16 protein-coding genes are annotated in these 18,686 nt (G+C 60.7%); 12 read left to right on the top strand and 4 right to left on the bottom strand.

What is annotated here, in order from left to right; genetic code table 11:
* Positions 1 to 73: 73 nt before the first annotated feature.
* Positions 74 to 853: an SDR family NAD(P)-dependent oxidoreductase gene (locus J2D77_RS09985; RefSeq protein WP_207846135.1), complete on the bottom strand. Its 780-nt coding sequence runs from the start codon at positions 851 to 853 to the stop codon at positions 74 to 76.
* A 155-nt stretch (positions 854 to 1,008) separates the two neighbouring features.
* On the opposite strand from J2D77_RS09985, the gene J2D77_RS09980 reads away from it, so the two are divergent.
* The 9 genes from J2D77_RS09980 to J2D77_RS09940 all read left to right on the top strand — a co-directional run bounded on the left by J2D77_RS09980 (position 1,009) and on the right by J2D77_RS09940 (position 8,548).
* Positions 1,009 to 1,164, top strand: a complete 156-nt coding sequence (locus tag J2D77_RS09980; RefSeq protein WP_207846134.1) for a hypothetical protein — start codon at positions 1,009 to 1,011, stop codon at positions 1,162 to 1,164.
* A gap of 70 nt (positions 1,165 to 1,234) precedes the next feature.
* On the top strand, positions 1,235 to 2,542 hold the full coding sequence (locus J2D77_RS09975; protein ID WP_207846133.1) for an NAD(P)/FAD-dependent oxidoreductase: 1,308 nt from the start codon (positions 1,235 to 1,237) through the stop codon (positions 2,540 to 2,542).
* Positions 2,543 to 2,634: 92 nt separating this feature from the next.
* The gene (locus J2D77_RS09970) at positions 2,635 to 3,303 is read left to right on the top strand and encodes a GntR family transcriptional regulator (protein ID WP_207846132.1); all 669 of its coding nucleotides are present in this window, start codon (positions 2,635 to 2,637) and stop codon (positions 3,301 to 3,303) included.
* 19 nt (positions 3,304 to 3,322) lie between these two features.
* Entirely contained in the window at positions 3,323 to 4,567 is a 1,245-nt protein-coding gene (locus tag J2D77_RS09965; RefSeq protein WP_207846131.1) for a D-amino acid dehydrogenase, read from the top strand.
* On the top strand, positions 4,564 to 5,349 hold the full coding sequence (locus J2D77_RS09960; protein ID WP_207846130.1) for a maleate cis-trans isomerase family protein: 786 nt from the start codon (positions 4,564 to 4,566) through the stop codon (positions 5,347 to 5,349). The genes J2D77_RS09965 and J2D77_RS09960 overlap by 4 nt, the downstream gene beginning before the upstream one ends.
* A gap of 53 nt (positions 5,350 to 5,402) precedes the next feature.
* Entirely contained in the window at positions 5,403 to 5,756 is a 354-nt protein-coding gene (locus J2D77_RS09955; RefSeq protein WP_207846129.1) for a RidA family protein, read from the top strand.
* A gap of 25 nt (positions 5,757 to 5,781) precedes the next feature.
* Complete coding sequence (locus J2D77_RS09950) at positions 5,782 to 6,711, top strand: EamA family transporter (protein ID WP_207846128.1); 930 nt, start codon at positions 5,782 to 5,784, stop codon at positions 6,709 to 6,711.
* Between the two features lie 329 nt (positions 6,712 to 7,040).
* Positions 7,041 to 7,700, top strand: a complete 660-nt coding sequence (locus J2D77_RS09945; RefSeq protein ID WP_207846127.1) for a GntR family transcriptional regulator — start codon at positions 7,041 to 7,043, stop codon at positions 7,698 to 7,700.
* On the top strand, positions 7,697 to 8,548 hold the full coding sequence (locus tag J2D77_RS09940; protein ID WP_207846126.1) for an urea carboxylase-associated family protein: 852 nt from the start codon (positions 7,697 to 7,699) through the stop codon (positions 8,546 to 8,548). Before J2D77_RS09945 ends, J2D77_RS09940 begins: the two co-directional genes overlap by 4 nt.
* An 88-nt stretch (positions 8,549 to 8,636) precedes the next feature.
* Here J2D77_RS09940 and J2D77_RS09935 read toward each other — a convergent pair whose 3' ends face one another.
* Complete coding sequence (locus tag J2D77_RS09935) at positions 8,637 to 9,890, bottom strand: MFS transporter (protein WP_207846125.1); 1,254 nt, start codon at positions 9,888 to 9,890, stop codon at positions 8,637 to 8,639.
* A 417-nt stretch (positions 9,891 to 10,307) separates the two neighbouring features.
* Between J2D77_RS09935 and J2D77_RS09930 the strand changes: the two genes are divergently transcribed.
* Together J2D77_RS09930 and J2D77_RS09925 are read left to right on the top strand one after the other, a co-directional pair.
* Positions 10,308 to 11,240 carry a LysR family transcriptional regulator gene (locus J2D77_RS09930; protein WP_207846124.1) on the top strand — a complete coding sequence of 311 codons (933 nt, stop codon included), beginning with the start codon at positions 10,308 to 10,310 and terminating at the stop codon, positions 11,238 to 11,240.
* Between the two features lie 177 nt (positions 11,241 to 11,417).
* Positions 11,418 to 12,368: a hydroxyacid dehydrogenase gene (locus J2D77_RS09925; RefSeq protein WP_207846123.1), complete on the top strand. Its 951-nt coding sequence runs from the start codon at positions 11,418 to 11,420 to the stop codon at positions 12,366 to 12,368.
* A gap of 64 nt (positions 12,369 to 12,432) precedes the next feature.
* On the opposite strand, the gene J2D77_RS09920 is transcribed toward J2D77_RS09925, so the two are convergent.
* Together J2D77_RS09920 and J2D77_RS09915 are read right to left on the bottom strand one after the other, a co-directional pair.
* Complete coding sequence (locus tag J2D77_RS09920) at positions 12,433 to 13,344, bottom strand: LysR substrate-binding domain-containing protein (RefSeq protein ID WP_207846122.1); 912 nt, start codon at positions 13,342 to 13,344, stop codon at positions 12,433 to 12,435.
* Between the two features lie 683 nt (positions 13,345 to 14,027).
* The gene (locus J2D77_RS09915; RefSeq protein WP_207846121.1) at positions 14,028 to 16,505 is read right to left on the bottom strand and encodes a TonB-dependent receptor; all 2,478 of its coding nucleotides are present in this window, start codon (positions 16,503 to 16,505) and stop codon (positions 14,028 to 14,030) included.
* Positions 16,506 to 17,940: 1,435 nt separating this feature from the next.
* Here J2D77_RS09915 and J2D77_RS09910 point away from each other — a divergent pair.
* The gene (locus tag J2D77_RS09910; protein WP_207846120.1) at positions 17,941 to 18,675 is read left to right on the top strand and encodes a gluconate 2-dehydrogenase subunit 3 family protein; all 735 of its coding nucleotides are present in this window, start codon (positions 17,941 to 17,943) and stop codon (positions 18,673 to 18,675) included.
* Positions 18,676 to 18,686: the final 11 nt, after the last annotated feature.

The raw sequence follows: 18,686 nt of genomic DNA, 5'->3' as shown, positions 1-18,686 counted from the left end.
GTCTTTCCGTTTTACAGGCCGTGGCCGTTTGGGGTGGCCGCCCCGGGTCGGGGGCGGTTCAGGGCGATCGCGTTCAGGGAATGTAGTAGCCACCGGCGGTGACAACGGTTTCGCCCACCATGTAGCGGTTGGCATCCGACATCATGAAGGCAATGACATCGGCAATGTCTTCGGGTTCGGCCGCGCGGCCAATGGCGGACTGCGCCGTAAGTTCGGGCACGAAGCCTGCTGCATGCGCCTTGGCTGTCGCGATTCCGGCCGGGGCAATGCCGTTGACCAGAATGCCCTTGGGGGCAAGTTCCAGCCCCAGGCTGCGCGTCAGGCTGACAACGGCGGCTTTCATGGCAGCGTAATGCGCGTTCTTGGGATGCGGCTTGAACGCATCGATGGAGGAAACATTGAGCACCCGCCCACGAATGTTGCGAACGGGCGCGTTCCCTTCCATCCGGGCTACGGCTGCGATGGTCATGTTGTAAAGCCCGCGCACATTGACCGAAAAGCTGAAGTCCCAGTCAGCATCGGTAATGTCGAGAATGGGGCGGCGCGGATAAACGCCTGCGCAGTTGACAAGGCCGGTCAGCCCGCCAAGGGCTTTGACAATCTCGGCCGTCAGGGCTTCAGCACTGTCGCGGGTGGTGATATCGCCCACGGCGGCGGCGCAGGGAACGCCCTTGGCGCGCAGTTCGGCCAGTGCGGCCTCGGTCGCTTCGGCATTGATATCGACAATCCCGATCGCGGTATTGCCCGCATCGGCCAGGGCGTGGCAGGTCGCCAGACCAAGGCCGCTGGACCCGCCAGTGACCAGGATGGTGCGCGGTGAAGATGCTTTTGGCAGGCTGGAGTCTGATGTCATGTCTTTTTCTTCATGGCAAAACAATGGATGCGTGCTGCATCGATTTCCATAACGTCACGTTATGGAATTGCAACGAGGCATTCAATTTCTCATTTCTAATACTGCCATTAAACGGCGAAATATGTTGTTTTTGGCATTAGGTAATCTAATGCATAATGCGTGGACTCGTTATGCCGGGCGGCATGGCCCCGGCCCGCCACCAGCCCGATCCAAGCGGAAAATCGCGCCCCACGGCCCTTTCGCACCCGATGGGCAGGGTACGGGCAAGGGCACCCGTAGGGCAGGTTCTCAAGGCCGTTGCGGGCTGGTAACGTAAACAGGAGCAGGGGTAACACTGCGTTGTCCCGCCCGAACACCCCACACATGCCAGAGAGAGCAAGCATGATCCCCACGCCACCCGCCATGTTTCATTGGCGCCAGTTATCCAGGGAACCGGAATATCCTCTCAATGTCGTGGATACGGATATCGAAACCGATGTGGCGGTCATTGGCGCGGGGCTGACCGGGCTTGCCGCGGCGCGGCATTTTGCACTGGCCGGGGCGCGGGTGGTGCTGCTCGATGCAGGGCAGATCGGCCAGGCCGCGTCGGGGCGGAATAACGGCCAGGTCATTCCCCATTACGGGCGGCACACCCCCCAGGAAATCGAGGCAAGGTTCGGCGCGCATCGGGGTGCGATCTTCAACCGGATGGTGGGCGGTTCGGCCGATGGCGTTGCAAAGCTGGTCCGCGACCATGCGCTGGCCTGCGATTTTGTGCAGAACGGCTGGATTCAGGCCTGTCACGCCACATCTGCCCTGGCCCGCGTGCGGAGCGTTTACGAAGGCTGGAAGGACAGGGGCCACCAGGCGGAATGGCTGGACCGGGATGCCATGACCGCCCATATCGGCTCCTCGGCTTTTTACGGCGGGTGGAAGGCGGGATCGGGCGGGTATCTCAATCCTTATGCATTCTGCCAGGGCATGGCGCGGATTGCGGGGGATGCGGGGGTGGATATCCGCCAGGACTCTGCTGTGCTGAATCTGGAGCGGGTGAACCGGCGCTGGCTGCTGACCTGCCCGGGGGGGAGTGTGCTCGCGCGCGAAGTGCTGGTGACGGCCAACCTGCCGCAATCGGCGTTCTGGCCGGGTATTGGCAAGGTTTCCGTGCCGGTGCGGGTTTATCAGGTCTCCACCGGCGCGCTGGCTCCGGAGTGGCAGGCGCGTATCCTGCCCGGGCGCGAAGGGGTGTCCGATACAAGCCGGGCGATCTGCGCCTTCCGCTACGATTCCCAGGGTGGGTTGGCCATGGTTGGCCAGCACACGCTCTGGCATGACGCGGCGGATCGGGGGCGGCGGGCCGTGGCGGAGCGACTGCGCAAGGTTTTTCCTGGCCTGCCTCTGCAAATGGCCGACCGCTATTGGGAAGGCACGATCGCTGCCGTGACCGACCGCCTGCCAAGGCTGATGGCGCTGGCCCCGGGGCTGAATTTCGCGGGTATCTATTCCGGCCGGGGGGTCGCACTCAGCGTTGCGTGGGGGGCCATGGCGGCGGGTCTCGCCCTGGGCGAGGTGGCCGAGCGCGATGCCCCAGTACCGGTGACACGCCTGCGCACGGTGCCGTTCCACGGGATTGGCGTGCAATACGCGCGCTACATGCACCCAAGGCTGCGCGCCCAAGACCGCAAGGAAATCGCCCGGTCCGAAAGCTAGGAGACTGTTTTTTCGACAGAACATTGCGAATCGTAAATTAACGCTTGCCAGCCGACAGGTCTGTCGACAGTATTGTCGGCAGGGAGTTCGCCATGCAGGAAAGCACAGCCGACCGCGCCTATGAATATCTGCACGCCATGGTGGTGAGCTTCGAGCTCAGGCCGGGCGAGCACGTGAACGAGGTCTCCCTCGCCCGCGTGCTGGGCATGTCCCGTGCTCCTGTGCGGGAGGCGCTGAACCGTCTGGCCAGCGAAGGGCTGGTGGAAAGTGTTTCGGGCAAGGGTTTTTTCTGCCGCCGCCTGAACCCGCGCGAACTGCGCGACCTGTACGCCGTGCGCGCCGACCTGGAGGCCGGGGGCCTTCTGGCCCTTGCGGATCGCCTGGCGGAGCCCGACTTGCGCGCCCGGCTGGTGGATCTGCGCGCGGCCTGGGTTGCGCTGTCGGCCCCCGGCCAGGCGATCGAGGACATGGTCGATCAGGACGAAGCCTTTCACCTGGCCCTGGCGGGGGTCAGCGACAATGCGGAGCGGGTGAAGATTCTGCGCAATATCAACGCGCGCATTCGTTTCGTGCGGCGGATCAATGTGGAACGGCCCGAACGCCAGGCCCGCACATTGGCCGACCATCTCGATATTCTCAACGCCCTGCTGGACGGCAACGCCCCGCAGGCGGCGCATCTGGTCCGCGCGCATCTGCAGGCTTCGGCGCGCGAGATCGATCATGGCGTGGCCGACGGCCTGCTGCGTCTTTACACGAACTGAAGGAAGGAATGGGTCCGGGATGAGGGTCGTAGTTCTTGGTGGCGGTGTCGTGGGTGTGTCCACGGCCTATCAGCTTCAAAAAGACGGGCACGAGGTCGTTGTGATCGAGCGCGAGGAAAGCCTGGCCGCAGAAACAAGCTGGGGCAATGCGGGCATGATCGCCCCGGGGCATTCCTTTGTGTGGTCATCGCCCGCGGCCCCCAAAACGCTTCTGAAATCGCTGTTCCTCAAGGACCAGGCGCTGCGTTTCCGGTTTTCGGCCGATCCGTATCTTTACAAATGGTCGCTGGAATTCCTTGCCCAGTGCACGCATGAACGCGCGCGGCGTAACACGCTGCTCAAGCACCGGCTGGCCACCTATTCCCAGAAGATCCTGGGCGAGGTCGTGGCCGAGGAAGACCTGCGTTATGACCGCAACACGCGCGGTATTCTGTATGCCTATCGCAGCGATGCGGCGATGGAGGCGGGCGCCCAGCACATGAAGCTGCTCGAATCCGATGGTCAGGTCGTGCAGATGCTCGACCGTGCCGGGGTGGCGAAGGTGGACCCCGTGCTGGGGGCGGCCCCCGGCATTACAGGTGCGATTTACTGCCCCACGGATGAAACCGGAGACTGCGCCAAATTCACCCGTGGGCTGGGCGCGCTGGTCGCGGCTCGCGGGGGCGAGATCATGACCGGTGTCGTCATTCGCGACCTGCAAACCGATGGGGGCACTGTAAACGGCGTGCTGACCAACCAGGGCATCGTGCGGGGGGATGCCTACGTGCTGGCCATGGGCTCCTTCTCGCCCCTGCTGGGGCGGCGCGTGGGCATAAGCCTGCCCATCTACCCGGTGAAGGGATACGCGCTGACCGTGCCGATCGGCCAGCACAAGGCACCACCCACGGTCGGGATGGTGGACGAGCACAACCTTGTCGCCATCACCCGTTTTGACGACCGGCTGCGCATAACCGCCACCGCACAGTTCTCAGGTTACGATAACAGCAACAAGGCGTCCGACTTCACCTTCATGCGCTCGGTCACGCAGGCGCTGTTCCCCGATGGCGGGGATTACGAGCACGCCAATGAATGGTCCGGCCTGCGCCCCATGACACCCACCAACCTGCCCATTCTGGGCCGGGCGCGTTTTGCCAATCTTTTCTGCAATACCGGGCACGGGCATATCGGCTGGACCATGTCGCATGGGTCCGCGCGGATCGTGGCCGACCTGATCGCGGGCCGGGCTCCCGCCATTCCCATGCAGGGGCTGGGGTACAGGGCATGAGCACGTTTCCGCCCCCGCTCGATATGGGCGTGCTGCCTTCCTCCCTCGATGGTGGTGCTGCACGTCGTGCGGCGCTCGGCCTGGTCGTGCTGGCGACCGACCAGACGCTGGAGCCTGAAGCGGCGCAACTGATCCGCATGCCCGGGGTGGTGCCCTATGTGGCCCGCCTGTGGAACGATGCCGACATAACCCCCGAAACCCTGCGCGCCATCCAGCCCCGCATTGCCCCCGCGGCCGATCTGATCCTGCCGGGCTGCAAGCTCGACGTGGTGGGGTTTGGCTGTACCTCGGCCACCATGGTGCTGGGCGAAGAGGCGGTTTTTGCCGAAATTCGCAAGGCAAGGCCCGGCGTTGCCTGTTCCACGCCCATTACCGGCGCGCTGGCCGCCATTGCGGCGTTCAAGGCGCGGCGTGTGGGGCTGCTCACCCCTTACGTTGCCGAAATCAACCTGCGAATCGCGGCCTATTTCGCGGGGCGGGGCGTGCATGTCACGGCCATGGCCACCTTCGATCGGCGCGATGACCTGGAAGTGGCCCGGATCCGCGTGGCCGATATTATCGATGCGGCGCGGCGCATGAGCGCGCAAGGCGGCTTCGACATGCTGTTCGTTTCCTGCACGAGCCTGCGCGTGGCCGAGGCCGTGGCGGAAATCGAGGCGGCGACGGGCGTTCCCGTCACGTCCAGCAACCACGCCATGATCTGGCATATGCTCCGCACCGCCGGTGTGGATGACACGGTTGTGGATGCGGGGCGTCTGTTCACCATGGGGCTGGCGGGTTAAGAGGCTGCTGGCTCCAGATCGTTTACCAAAAACCCAAGACCAAGGAAAAAATCATGTCCGATATCAAGCGTCTTTCCGCAGGCCCGCGTATGAGCCAGGGCGTCATTCATGGCAACACCGTCTACCTGGCCGGCCAGGTTGCCCTGGGTGCGCCCGGCACCTCCGTTGCGGAGCAGACAGCCGACATTCTCAGCCGTATCGACGCGCTGCTGGCCGAAGCGGGCACCGACAAGACGCGTATCCTGTCCGCGACGATCTGGCTGGCCGATATCGCCAATTTCGCGGAACTGAACGGCGTGTGGGACGCCTGGATCGTGCCGGGGCAGACACCGGCCCGTGCCTGTGTGGAATCGCGCCTGGCCGCACCGGAATTCACGGTCGAGATCGGCGTCATTGCCGCCCTCTGATTCCGCGGCCCGGTCACGCATACCTGTGGGCGCGTACGGCCATCTGGTTGCGATCTATCTGATCTGGGGCAGCACGTACCTGGCCAGCAAGATCTGCCTGTCAGGTCCCCATGCCATGAGCGTGCTGCAACTGCAGATCACGCGGGAAATCATCGGCGCTTCCGTCCTGGGCGCGTTGAGCCTTCTGCGCCATGGCTGGCCCGCGGGCGTGCGCGGGCGCGATATCGGCCTGTGCCTGTTCTGCGGTGTCCTGCTCTGGTGTGGGGGCAACACGCTGGCCACGGCGTGCGCGCGCTATACCAGTTCGGGCTTTATCGTCATGGCCATGGGGGTCATTCCCCTGTGGACAGCGTTGTTCGACAGCCTTTTCGGGGGCGGGAGAATTTCGCGCCGGATGGTGCTCAGCCTGCTGACGGGGCTTGCGGGCCTTGCCATGGTTGTCTGGCCCACTTTCCATGGCGGGCAGGCAGGTAATGGGCAGGGGCACCCGCTGCTGATCATGCTGGTGCTGCAGCTTGGCGCCATGAGCTGGGCCGCAGGCACCGTGCTGCAACGCCCGCTTGCCGCACGCTTTCCTGGCGGGCTGATTGCGAGCGCCCAGCTTGCGACGGGTGCTGTCGGGCTGTCCTGCGTGGCCCTGGCCATTCACGATGTGCCGCATTTTGACGTGGGCCCCCAGCAATGGGGGGCGCTGGCATTTCTGGTGCTGTTCGGCTCGGTTATCGCACCCAGCTCCTATGTCGCGGTCGTGCGTACGTTCAGGCCGGAAATTGCCTCGACCTTCGCCTATGTCAACCCGATCGTGGGGGTTTGCCTGGGCTCGCTTATCCTGGGCGAACGTCCGGCCCTGCTCTCCCTTGTGGGCATGGTGGTCATTCTGGGCAGTGTCGCCCTTCTGCTGCTTCCAACCCGGCTGAACATTTTCGGGGGGGCTGGACGCCGGAAAACAGCCTAGGCCGTGCTCCTGCTGCCTGAAGCCGCAAAGGCGGGCTGCTCGCGAGATGGATCGCGACAGCCCGCTTTTTTTATGGCTGCCCGGACACAGGGCACCGTCTGGCGGGGGTGTTCACAATCGCATAAATTGTTGAACAATATATTGACGGAGGTCGTTTCCATTGCATATTCTAGACTTGGAACGGAACGGGATTTCCTGTGCTGAATAGCGGTTTATCGGGCTATTCAGCCTATGGAATCGGCAGGTCTGTTCCCTGACACACATGTTTTTGTTGAACGATTTTTCGGGGTGCGGTCTGCCGCATCCCGGTTCGGGAAAGCAGGGGTACCATGCCAAAGTCCAGCGGGCTTTCCCGCCCGGTGCGCATTGCCCAATTGCTGCGTGACGATATTCTCAACGGTGCCCTGGTCAGCGGCCAGGCGCTGGTGGAAGCGCAGATGGTCGAGCGCTTTGGTGTTTCACGCAATACCATCCGCGAAGCCATGCATTCCCTGGCCCAGTCGGGGCTTGTCACGGTTATCAGCAACCGCGGCAGCTTCGTGCGGCAGTTGGCCCCGCATGAAATCCGCGAACTCTACATGATCCGCCACCTGATTGAATCCGGGTGTTGCGAACGGGTGCCCGCACAGCAATGGACCGCACTGGAGCCGGTCTTTTCATCAGCCTTTACCCAGGCCCGTTCGGCGGCCCGCAATGGGGACTGGCTTCTGGCCGGCACGGCCAGCCTTCTGTTCCACCGCCTGCTGGTCAATGCATGCGGTTCCGATCAGCTTTCGCAGTTCTTTGACACGATCTGCGCGCAAATGCGCCTGGTTTTCCAGACAGTGGCGGACCAGGAACATCTGCAATCACCCTGGCTTGCAAAGGATATCGCCATTTTCGAGGCTTTGCGGGCCGGGCAGGTCAAGGCGGCAACGGACTTGCTGCACGATTACCTCACCTACTCCGAAACACTGATTTTTCAGATCATGACAGGACAACCGACATGAAGAATTATCCAGCCGCCTACCAGATCCCCGATGACTTCCGTTACGCTGTCGACAAGGCCTTTTACAAGGCCGTCTCGGCAGATGCGACATCGCGTGCCCCGCGCCTGAGCGAAGTCGTGCCCATTCGCAGCGGTTACGCGTGGGAGGTCAAGCAGGGCGAGATTTTTCGCGTCGTCGCCCCCGAAGGCCCGCAGGTGGGGGATCTGAATATCTGGTACCGTCACGACCCGCGTGAACGCATGTGGGCAGCCCGCACGCGCCAGCTTGAAAGCGCGCATCTGACCACCTTCAACCGTATCTGGTCCACCCTGCCTTTCATGCGTCCGCTGGCCACGATTACGGCCGATACCCTGGCCGATTACGGGGTCGATGAATATGGCGGCCGGGTTCACGACCTGCTGGGCACGCGCTGCGATCCATACGTCAACAAACTGCTGACGGGGGAGGAATTCGACCACCATTGCCATTCCAACCTGACGCGTGCGGTCCTGCCGTACCGGCTGACGGAATTCGACGTGCATGACGTGCTCAATGTGTTCCAGGTCACGGGCCTGAACCAGGACGATCAGTATTTCATGAAGGCATGCCCGGCAAAGCCTGGCGAATATCTGGAATTTTTCGCCGAAGTCGATCTGCTATGCGCGATTTCGACCTGCCCGGGGGGCGATCTGTCCCTGCCCATGTGGGGGGACGAAACAGTGACGAGCACAGTCTCGGTCTGTCGCCCGCTCCAGATCGAGGTTTATGAAACCAGGCCGGACGTGCTGGCGGGGTGGGTGCCCCCCGAACGTTCCGATTACAAGGGCCTGCACGGGCTGCGCGAAGACCGCTCGAACGTGCTGAAATAATCCGGCCATACGGCCCGGCGGAGGTCCAGCCTCCGCCCCATTGTCGGGCACGGCCCCTTGCAACAGGCGTTGCAAGGGGTTTTTGCTGTCAGGCGGGCTGGTCGGGGCGGGCGCGCACGGCGCTGCGGGGCAGGATCATGGCGTTGAGCGCGCCCAGCAGGAGCAGCGTTGCCATGATATAGAAAACGGCGTGGAAACTGCCGGTGCCCTGCAACAGGTATCCGGTCATGATCGGGGCGAGAATGCCCACGCCATTGCTGAAGGTCATGGTCAGCCCAGTGACCGAGCCCAGCAGTTCGTGATCGACCAGCAGGTCGGCCAGCAGCGCCATGTTGGCCCCGTCGGCGGCGGCGACAAAGGCCAGCGAGAACGCCAGCACGCCAACCACGCTCAACGTCGTGTGGCAGAATGGCAGGAAGCCGAGGGTGGCGGCCAGTACCAGATAAAGGCTGACAACACGGCGGCGTTCACCATGCATCAACGCATGGCCGGATACGAAATATTCCCCGCATTTTCCGGCAATGAGCGAAAGCACGGCCGCCCCCAGATTGGCGCAGGCCGTATACGTGCCCGATTGCGCAAGGCTGAGATGCAGAATATCGCGCAGCATGATCGGCATCCACGACATGAGCAGGAAATTCGCGTAATTCGCACAGCATTGGGAGATGATGATCCCCCAGAAAGCGCGGCAGCGAAACAGCGTGGGCACGGAGAGGACTTCACGAATTCTGCCGTCGCGCGCCTTGTCGCCGCGTGGGCTGATAAACAGCCAGCAGGCGGCCCAGACCAGCCCCAGGCCACCCAGGCTTGCAAATGCCGTGCGCCAGCCAAAACTGGTAATAAGCCATGTGCTTGCGGCGGCACCACAGGCCAGCCCGATTGGAATGCCGCAGACAAAGGCCGTCATGACCGCGCCGCGTTCGCGCACGGGCGCCCATAGCCGCACAACCTTGTTCCCAAGCGGAAAGGCCGGGGCCTCTCCAATGCCAAGCAGGACACGTGTTGCAATGAACGCGCCTATGCTTGCACTTAGGCTGCCCAGAATCATGGCCATGGACCACAGCGTGACTGCCAGCACACCCATGACACGCGTGCCCAGCCTGTCCAGCAGGATGGCGCTGGGCAGGTTGAGAATGAAATACGACCACAGGAAACTGGACAGCACCCAGCCGGTCTGGCCCGAATTCAGCCCGAATTCGGTGGCGATGCCGGGCATGGCGACCGAAAGGGCCGCCCGGTCGCCATAGCAGACGACGCACATCGCGATAATGAGAACGTAAATGACAAACCGGAAACGGGTGGGTTGCCCCTGGGAGGGTGAGGCCGTGTTCTGCAAGTTCATGCTATTTCCAAAATCTTCCGATCCGGGCGGCGGTTCCGTGCGGTTCTGGGGCGTCCGTCAAGGGGTGGCAACATTACGGAATCACAACGTCTATAAAACATATACATAATGGGGTGGCAACTTAATTTATACGATGGATGAATATTGCGACTCCAAGGGGGTGTTTCTGGCCCGGTGCAGCTGTCTTTTCGTGCGGATGGCTGATTGTTCCAGTCTTTGCAAAAGATCAACTTTTTGTAATAACATATTTGTCGTACAACGATTGTTCTGACATGATACGCCAGCGCAGCCCATTGCGGCGGGTCGGTTCCTTTGGCGTTACGACCTGCGAGGGTACGCGCAGGCGGCTAGATTTTTCTTTTGCTTGAAAGAAAAACATGCTCAAGTTTTGGAAACATCAAAAAAGAATTTTTAGAAATGATCTCAGAACTGCGCAGTTTTCTGATGGTGGCGGAGGCCGGTAGCTTTTCTGCCGCCGCCAAACGCATCGGTCTGACACAGGCCGCGATTGGCGCGCAGATCCGCAGGCTGGAACGCGAACTGGGCTATCAGGTCTTCGACCGCAGCGGGTGGGCCGTATCCCTGACACGGGTCGGCCGCAGCATTATCCCCACGGTTGAAGATATTATCGGGGCTTTTGACCGCCTGCGCGACCAGACACCCCCCCGGGTCGAAGGGCGGATTCTGCGGGTGGGGGCGATCGCCACCACACAAACCACGCTGTTCGCCCCGGCGGCGTCCCGTCTTTATACCGAATTCCCCGAACTGGTGGTGCAGATGTCCTCGGGTACGTCCATGGCGCTGCTGGACCGGCTTGACGCGGGTGAACTGGATGCAGCCTTGCTGGTGCACCCGCCCTTCGGCCTTATGTCGCACATGACATGGCGCGGCCTGCTGACGCAGGATTACGTCATGGTGGTTCCCGCGGACACGCCCGGTGAATTGTGGAAGGAGATCATCCTGTCCTGCCCGTTCATTCGCTATGACAGCCGGTCTTTCGGCGGGCGTGGGGTAGACCGTTTTCTCAAGGCGCGGGGGGTCACGCCCCGCACCGTGTTCGAGACCGAAGAGGTGCACACCATTCTGCAGATGGTCGCAAGCAATATCGGCTGCGCCATCGTGCCCGATGTGCTGGCGGTCAGTTTCATGCCCAACATCCGTGTCCTGCCCATGGAGGATCGCGATCTCTCGCGCGAAGTCGGCCTGATGATACCCGCCCGCGCCAGTGATGATGCGCTCATGGCATTTTGTAAACATCTTGAAGACATAGCAGCGGAAACGGCCCGGTCCACCGCCGTGCTGCGCCGGGGTGGGGCAAGCCTGTCGCGACTGGCCCGCCCGCATGGATGAGCGCGCGCGGTTGGCAACGGAGCACCTGTCCAAGGCTTCCTATAGGGCGTTTCCGATGAGCGGGCAGGCGGGACGGCGCATTTTCGAACATGTCCGCGATCTGTCCGAACCGTTTGGCGTGGTTCCTGGCTTCGCTAAAGGCCATGTCGTGGTTTCACCCAGTCAAAAGAGCGCTCCATGACACGCTGTTTCATAACCCAGCCCATCCACGCCGATGCCCTGGAGTTTCTCAGGGCCAATGGTGTCACGCCGCAATACGCCAGCAGCCCCGATATGGACGCCGTCATTGCAGAGATAGGCGATGCGCAGGCCGTCATTACCCGTGACCTGGGTTTCAGTGCCCAGGCGCTGGCGCGGGCCCCGGCACTCAGGGTGGTGGCGTATCATGGGGCGGGCGTGAACAAGGTCGCCATTGCCGAGGCAGCGGCGCGCGGCATTTTCGTGACCCGCACACCGGAAATGAACAGCCGTTCGGTGGCGGAAATGGCTATCGGCATGATGTTGGCCGTTGCCCGCCAGTTGATTCCCGCTGACCGGGCCGTGCGCGATGGGCAATGGGCGTTCCGCTACGCCGCGCGCGGTATCGAACTGCACGGCAAGACGCTGGCCCTGGTAGGGTTCGGGGCCATAGCCCGGCATGTGGCTGATATTGCCGCCCAAGGCCTGGGCATGCGGGTTCTGGCCTATTCGCCCAGCGTGCCGGACGATGTGTTCGCGCGCCATGGTGTCCCACGCCGGACCGATATTCATGCCATGCTGCGTGAGGCCGATTTTGTGTCCCTGCATCGGCCAAGCAATGCGCGCGATCCTTTTGTCATGGATGCGCAGGCTTTCGCCACGCTGCGCCGCGGGGCTGTTCTGGTCAATACCAGCCGTGGGGCTGCGGTAGACCGGGCGGCCCTGATCGCGGCCCTGCAAGAAGGCCGCCTGGCCGGTGCAGCGCTCGATGTCCTGCCCGAGGAACCGCCCGCGCTGACCGACCCGCTTTTGCATGCACCCAATCTTATCCTGGCCCCGCATCTGGGGGCGGCGACGGATGAGGCGCTGCGCCGCATGGCCATGATGTGCGCACAACAGGTGCTGGATGTGCTGGCCGGACGTGAACCCGCCCACATCGTGCGGCCCTGAAAGTCGCATCCGGACGCGCCTGGGTCAGCCCGATATTGCCGCCCGCGGGCGTAACGCAGTTTGCCTACAGGCTGTGCTTGAGTTCGTTAAGGATCCAGCCGCGGAAAGCGCGAACGGAATCGTGGTCGTAAAAGTCAGACCGGCATGTCAGGATGTAACGTGCTGAATCATGGAAATCGATGTCCGTGACGCGTTGCAGCCGCCCGCACTGGATTTCGTGCTCCACCAGCAGCGCGCTGACAAGGGCCAGGCCCTGCCCCTGCAAGGCAGCATCGAGCAGTAGCGTGACATCGTTGAAATGCAGGGAGCGGGCCATGGGCAGGCGCGTGATTCCCGCATGTTCCAGCCACGAATCCCATCGATCCCCCGAAATATTACGCAGCAAGGTCTGTTCCGCCACATGATCGGGTGAACTGATGCCGCGCGCCTGCAAAAGGGCGGGGCTGCCCACGACAATCAGGCGGCCGTCATCCAGTGGCACCTGGCTGTGCTCGATCTCCTCCATGGTGCCGCGCCTGATGGCGATATCGACATCGTGCTTGCGCAGGTCGACCGGATCGTTCGATGTCAGCAGGGTCAGGCGGATATGCGACTGGATATCCGTAAAGCCCGCAAGGCGTGGCATGAGCCAGCGCGATGCAAAACCCGGTGCGGCATTGACGCACAGGCTGCGCGTGGCGGCACTTTCGGCAATTTCCAGACAGGCCTGATCCATCAGGATCAGCGCCCGCCGGACAGCCCCGCTCAGCACAATGCCTTCACGCGTCAGGTCTACCCGGCGGGGCATTCGGCGGAACAGCCGCACATTCATCCAGTCTTCAAGCTGTCTGATCTGCTGGCTGACCGCTGACTGGCTTATGCTCAATTCGTCTGCCGCCAGGGTAAAATTCCCCAGCCGTGCTGCGGCGTCGAACGTCCTGAGAAGGTTGAGGGGCGGAAGATTGGCTGGCGCCCTGCCGGTTGATAAATTATTCATCGGTGCTTCCGATGCGCGGCCTTTTCATGCCTGCGCGGGACGGTTCTGAATACACGGCGTGGCCGGTTGCAATAACATGTGCGGCCCAGGGCAAAGTGCCAGCCCGAGGGCACGAGATCGTCCACCCGATTGATAAAGTTATGGTATCGACACCTGCCCGTATCAAGACGGAGCACAGGACGCCGGGCGCGTTGAAACACATACGCCTGCGTGGAAAAGGAAATAAGAATAATCCATTAAGCCCTGGCCACTGAGTGCCACTGTCGAACAGTGGGCTGGAAGTGCCAGCATGCCACCTGACCCGGACCGCGTAAAGCCGATCTTGAGTATGCTGATAAACTTGTTTTGCAACATCACGCCGTTCTGTCCCGTATCAGTGTGACGGCTGCGAAAGCGTGTGGTGCAATGCTCCGTTCGGCGTGTGATCGGGGTTGTTGTATCAACGCAGGCATTTGCAAATCTGCACTGGGCGATCGGTCAGGTCGATGCTCGTGCAGGCGATGGCTGCCGGACATGGTTGCAAGAATGGCTGACCCAACCATGAAAAATGCCGAGCAGCGTTGATGGCACAAAAAAATGGGGCCACAAGGCCCCATTTCTTCTGATGTAAACCTGAAGGCCGTTGCCTTTTTGGTAGCAGCAGGCCGTAAGCCTGTCTGCCACCGGGGGAACGGTCTTTTGGATCAGAATTCGGCGCGGACGGAACCGAAATACTGACGCGGTGCACCGATCAGGAAGGACTGGTCGGTATAGGCAGCGCCGCCTGCGTTGTTGGACGGGTTGCCGTTTTCACCCATGGTGGAGATATAGGTGACGTTGGTCAGGTTGGCGACGGTGAAGGAGAACACCAGGTTCTGCACGAAGCCAGCGCCATGGATGTATTTGCCCATGTTGCCAAGCCGGTATTCAGCACCCAGGTTGGACATCCAATAGCCCGGTGCCTTGATATCGCCCGTGTAGTCGAAGTTACGCGCGCTCATGTAGGAGCCGTCGATCCACACCATGGCATCGTGCCAGGTGTAGGACAGGCGGGATTTGTACATCAGGCGCGGGTAGTTCACGACCTGCTGGCCCTTGATGTTGTAGGTGCCACTGGCCGTAACCAGGTTCTGGTCATACGTCGCGTGGTTGTAGCTGATGCTGTTATACAGTTCCAGCCCACGGATCGGACGGATGGTCAGGCCCGCATCCACACCGTTCATGGTCACACCACCGACGTTCGCGACCGATGCGATCGGGTTCTGGGGCGACCCTGCGGCGATCTGCTGCAAGCGGTTGTTGAAGTTGGTGCGGTAGGCATACGCGCTGGCCGAAATCAGGCGGTTGTTGAACCGGTAACCGATAGCGTAGGTCCAGGCCGTTTCAGGACGGTAATGGGTGGAGGTGAAGGATTCCATCGAATACGCGAAGGGCGAGGTCGACAGTTTGTAGCCGGACTGCGGATAGACGTGCACGTTCTCGGAAATATCGATGAAGATTTCATGCCCGGGCAGGAAGCGATAGGCAACACCGATATGCGGCAGGAACGGCTTGGCCACGGTCAGGCCCACACCACTGGCGATCGGGCTGACGCCGGCGCCATAGTAATCGGGGTTCAGGTAGCCATCGCCCACGCGGGTGGTGTTCAGCACCGACTTGAAGCCGAAATGCAGATCCAGGTTGCGGATGGGGTGGTACGTGTCGTTGAAGAACGCCGTGAAAGTGTTGGTGTTGTAGACCTGGTTGAAGACCTGCGCGAACGGGTCGGAGAAATGGTTCAGGTCATAGACCAGCGGGCTGGTCAACTGGCCGTTGACGATATTGGGTTCTTCATACGCGTTCATGGGGGAACTGTATTTGTTGTTTTCATACCATACACCCGCACCCAGTTCGTTATGCGCGATGTTGTAGTGTACGGCTGAAATAATACCGAAACGACGGATTTCGGGTTCCTTGACGATGTTGAACAGCGGGGAACCGTTGGGTGTGGGGAAGCTACCCCAGGCCCCGCTGGCACCATAAGGCGAAACCCAGGTGGTCTGGTTCTGCTGGTTATGACCGTAAACCGTGGTGGTCCAGCGCAGGCGATCGGTCATCTGCAGGTCGGCTTTCAGGCCGCCCAGAAGATCGACGTTGTTCGTGCCGCCGCTATAATAGGCCGCGTCAGCCTTGTCGGTAAGCTGGCCGATATTGCCCGGATAGCTGATACCCTTGGCTTCGTTGAAAGCGGTCTGGTAGCCCGAGAACTTGCCGTTATACGTAAAGCCCTGCTGGGGCCCCAGCTTGTCCAGCATCTCGAATGAATAATCGTCATAGGTGATCTGGTGCAGGTCGCTCCAGTCGAAGAAGAGGCTGATCTTGCTGCGCTCACCGATCGGCTGGACGAACTTGGCGTTGACCTGCTGCAGGAACTGGTCGCCATACCCTTTCCAGAGCTGGCTGTCGTTACGCATGTAGGAGACAAAGAACTTCGTGCCCGATTCATTCAGCTTGCCGGAGTCAAAGCGGATGAAGGTGTGGAAGTTCGCGTTGGAACCGAAGGACTGGCCAAGCTGGCCGCCCATCTTGTCCTTGGGGTCGGACGAGTTGTATTCGATCGAGCCGCCGAGGTTGTTGGTCGCGGCAACCGTTTCCGCACCAGCGGAACGCGACACGTCCATGCTGCCGACGTTTTCGGAGGAAATCGCCTGCAGGGGGTTGGTGCCGTTATAGTTACGATAACCCATTTCACCAAGCGGGATCCCGTCCAGCGTCAGGCCGATTTCCTGCTGGGCGAAGCCATGCATCATGATCTGGGCGGACCAGGTGTCCAAGCCCTGCGGATCGTTGGACTGGAACATGACGCCGGGCTGCATGCCCAGGACCTTCATGGGGTTCGTGCCGGGAATGGCGCGCTGGATTTCAGCAGCACCGACCGTCACGGTCTGCGCGCGGTAGGGATGGCCGACAACGCCGACTTCTTCGGTCCGGTGGGACGTCAGGGCGGCGGGGGCGACGTGGCGCACCGGAGCAGGAGCGGAAGTCGTCGCGGAAGTGCGTGCAACCTTGCTTGTGGAAGAAGTGTGGGCAGATTTGGCCTTTGCCTTGGTTGCGGCAAAGCCGGTCTGTGGTACTGCCATCGCGGTCAAGACCAGCGCAGACGTGCTGGCCGCGAGAACGCCTCTTTTGATCGCTTGCTTCATGTATTTGCTTTCACGAATTCAAGATTGAACTTGCCATCGCTTCCATCTCGAGAGACTTCGGCCTTCTAACTGAGAAACCCCACCTATAGTCCTGTGGGCAAGAACTGTGCCTGTCGGCGATTCAGGCCTGGAGATGGCGCCGTCGCAATGTGGGGGCCGCGTATCCGTTCGGGTTGGTTGCGCGTGGATGAAAACTGTCCGTTCGCGTAACGCCCCTGCATGCCCGGAGGTGCCGAGACATTACATGCGTCAGTGAAAATGACGTCGAACCCACATATTGCGAACGGAAAGCCGATCTTCGGTACCCCGAAGGCTGCCGATGCCATCTGTGGCGACAAGAGGTCATACTGTTTTGACACCACGTTGCTCCGCCCCGCAAAGGACACAATGCTCATTCATTGCTTATTGGAAACGGTATCGAAGGTGTTACGTATTTGCAAATCTGTTTTGCTAATGAACGCATTAGAAGCGCTAATCCAAACTTTGGAAAATTAACTCTGTTAATGTTTTATAAAATTAAAATAACAATATGATTTAAAAGGAAAATTTTTCCAAAAATCGCCTTTTTCTCCTCGTCCTCCCAGCCGAAAAAACGATAGAAAAAACATTCCATCGTCCTGCAATCTCCTATTCATCCCGGATGCTGTGATTTCTGTGCCACAGTTTTTGCGGCTTATGGCACGCTATTTGATACGGTATCTGTGCGACATGAGCGGTGTTTATACGACAGGCGTCATAGCTTGATTCTGACACGCTCCCATCCGCCCGAAATCATGACGCGCATTCCACAGGGCTGACGACCGGTCCCGTTCAGGACCTGACCCGGGGGAAGCGCATTGACCTGCTTTGGGCCCGCCAGTGTGTGGGGCTGGCGTGCCAAGCTGTGGGAACCCACCCTTCTTTCATATGGGGCTGCTGTACAAGAGCCCGCATTTCTGGCGCGTATCGCCAGAAAGGGGAGGGATCGGGGTGGTGCAGGAATTTCTTGCCTGGCTGAAATACAGGCGGCGACAGGGAACCTGCGCCGGATGCATTGGGGTGGCTTTCATGACAAATACGACCATTGCGAAAAAGAAACAAAAAACGAAAATACCTTCTATGGGGAATAATTTTCATCCATATTTGTTATAACAATATTATAAAAACCCACGTGAAAGATATAATGTTCCTGCGCGAACATGTATTGAAATAAGCGCAGGGTATTTCTGACTTATCCTGGCGGCTCACTTCTGTGTGGCACCGTATGGGGGCAGTGCTTGTCCTCATTATTATGTGATTGGCCGGCTGGAAACCTGTTGCGCGCTCCACGCGTAACAGCACGGCGTAAGGCAAGAAAAATTAAGACGACTGCATCTGGAACCCGACAATTGTGTCCCTTCACCGAGCAACCCCGTCCAGACGTCGGACGTGGTTCGCCATTGGATGGAAGAGCCCCATGCCTCTCGACGAGAGTTTTAAAAATCGCCGGACGTTCCTGCGTCAGGCCCTTGGTATCGTCCCCGGAGCGGTTTTGCTCAGCAGCGGTGGCGCTGAACTTCTGTCCTCCGCCACCGCCCTGGGGGCGACCGTCAAGCCGCCGCCTGCCACACCCTATGCCCCGACCTTTTTTAACGCTGCGGAATGGGCGTTCCTGAACGCGGCAGTCGACCGGCTTATTCCCGCCGATCTGGAAGGGCCGGGCGGGGTCGAACTGGGTGTGCCCGAATTCATAGACCGGCAGATGGAGACCGGGTACGGCTATGGCGAATTCTGGTATCTTAGCAGCCCGTTCGTGCCCGATGTCGACCCGTCCCTGGGCTACCAGCTTCAATACGCGCCGCGAGAATTCTACCGCACCGCCATTGCCGATATCGACGCGGCCTGTGTCAGCGCGCATGGCAATGCCTTCAGCGCGTTGGACCCCGCAACCCAGGACGCCGTTCTGACGGCGTTGCAGAAGGGAAGCCTGCCGCTCGCCCGCATTGCAAAACCGGCTGAATTTTTCATCCAGCTTCTGGCCAACACCAAGGAAGGCTATTTCGCCGACCCGATGTATGGCGGCAACAAGCATATGGGAAGCTGGAAAATGATCGGTTTTCCCGGTGCGCGGGCGGATTTCAAAAGCTGGATGACGCGGCCGGGGGTGGTCTACCCGCTGGGGCCCGTTTCCATTCAGGGTGAGAAAGCATAATTCCATGACCG

It is taken from the genome of Acetobacter garciniae (genome assembly GCF_017377735.1).
Lineage (GTDB): Bacteria > Pseudomonadota > Alphaproteobacteria > Acetobacterales > Acetobacteraceae > Acetobacter > Acetobacter garciniae.
Note: the sequence above shows the minus strand (reverse complement) of the source record. Positions and strands in the feature narration are given on the sequence as shown.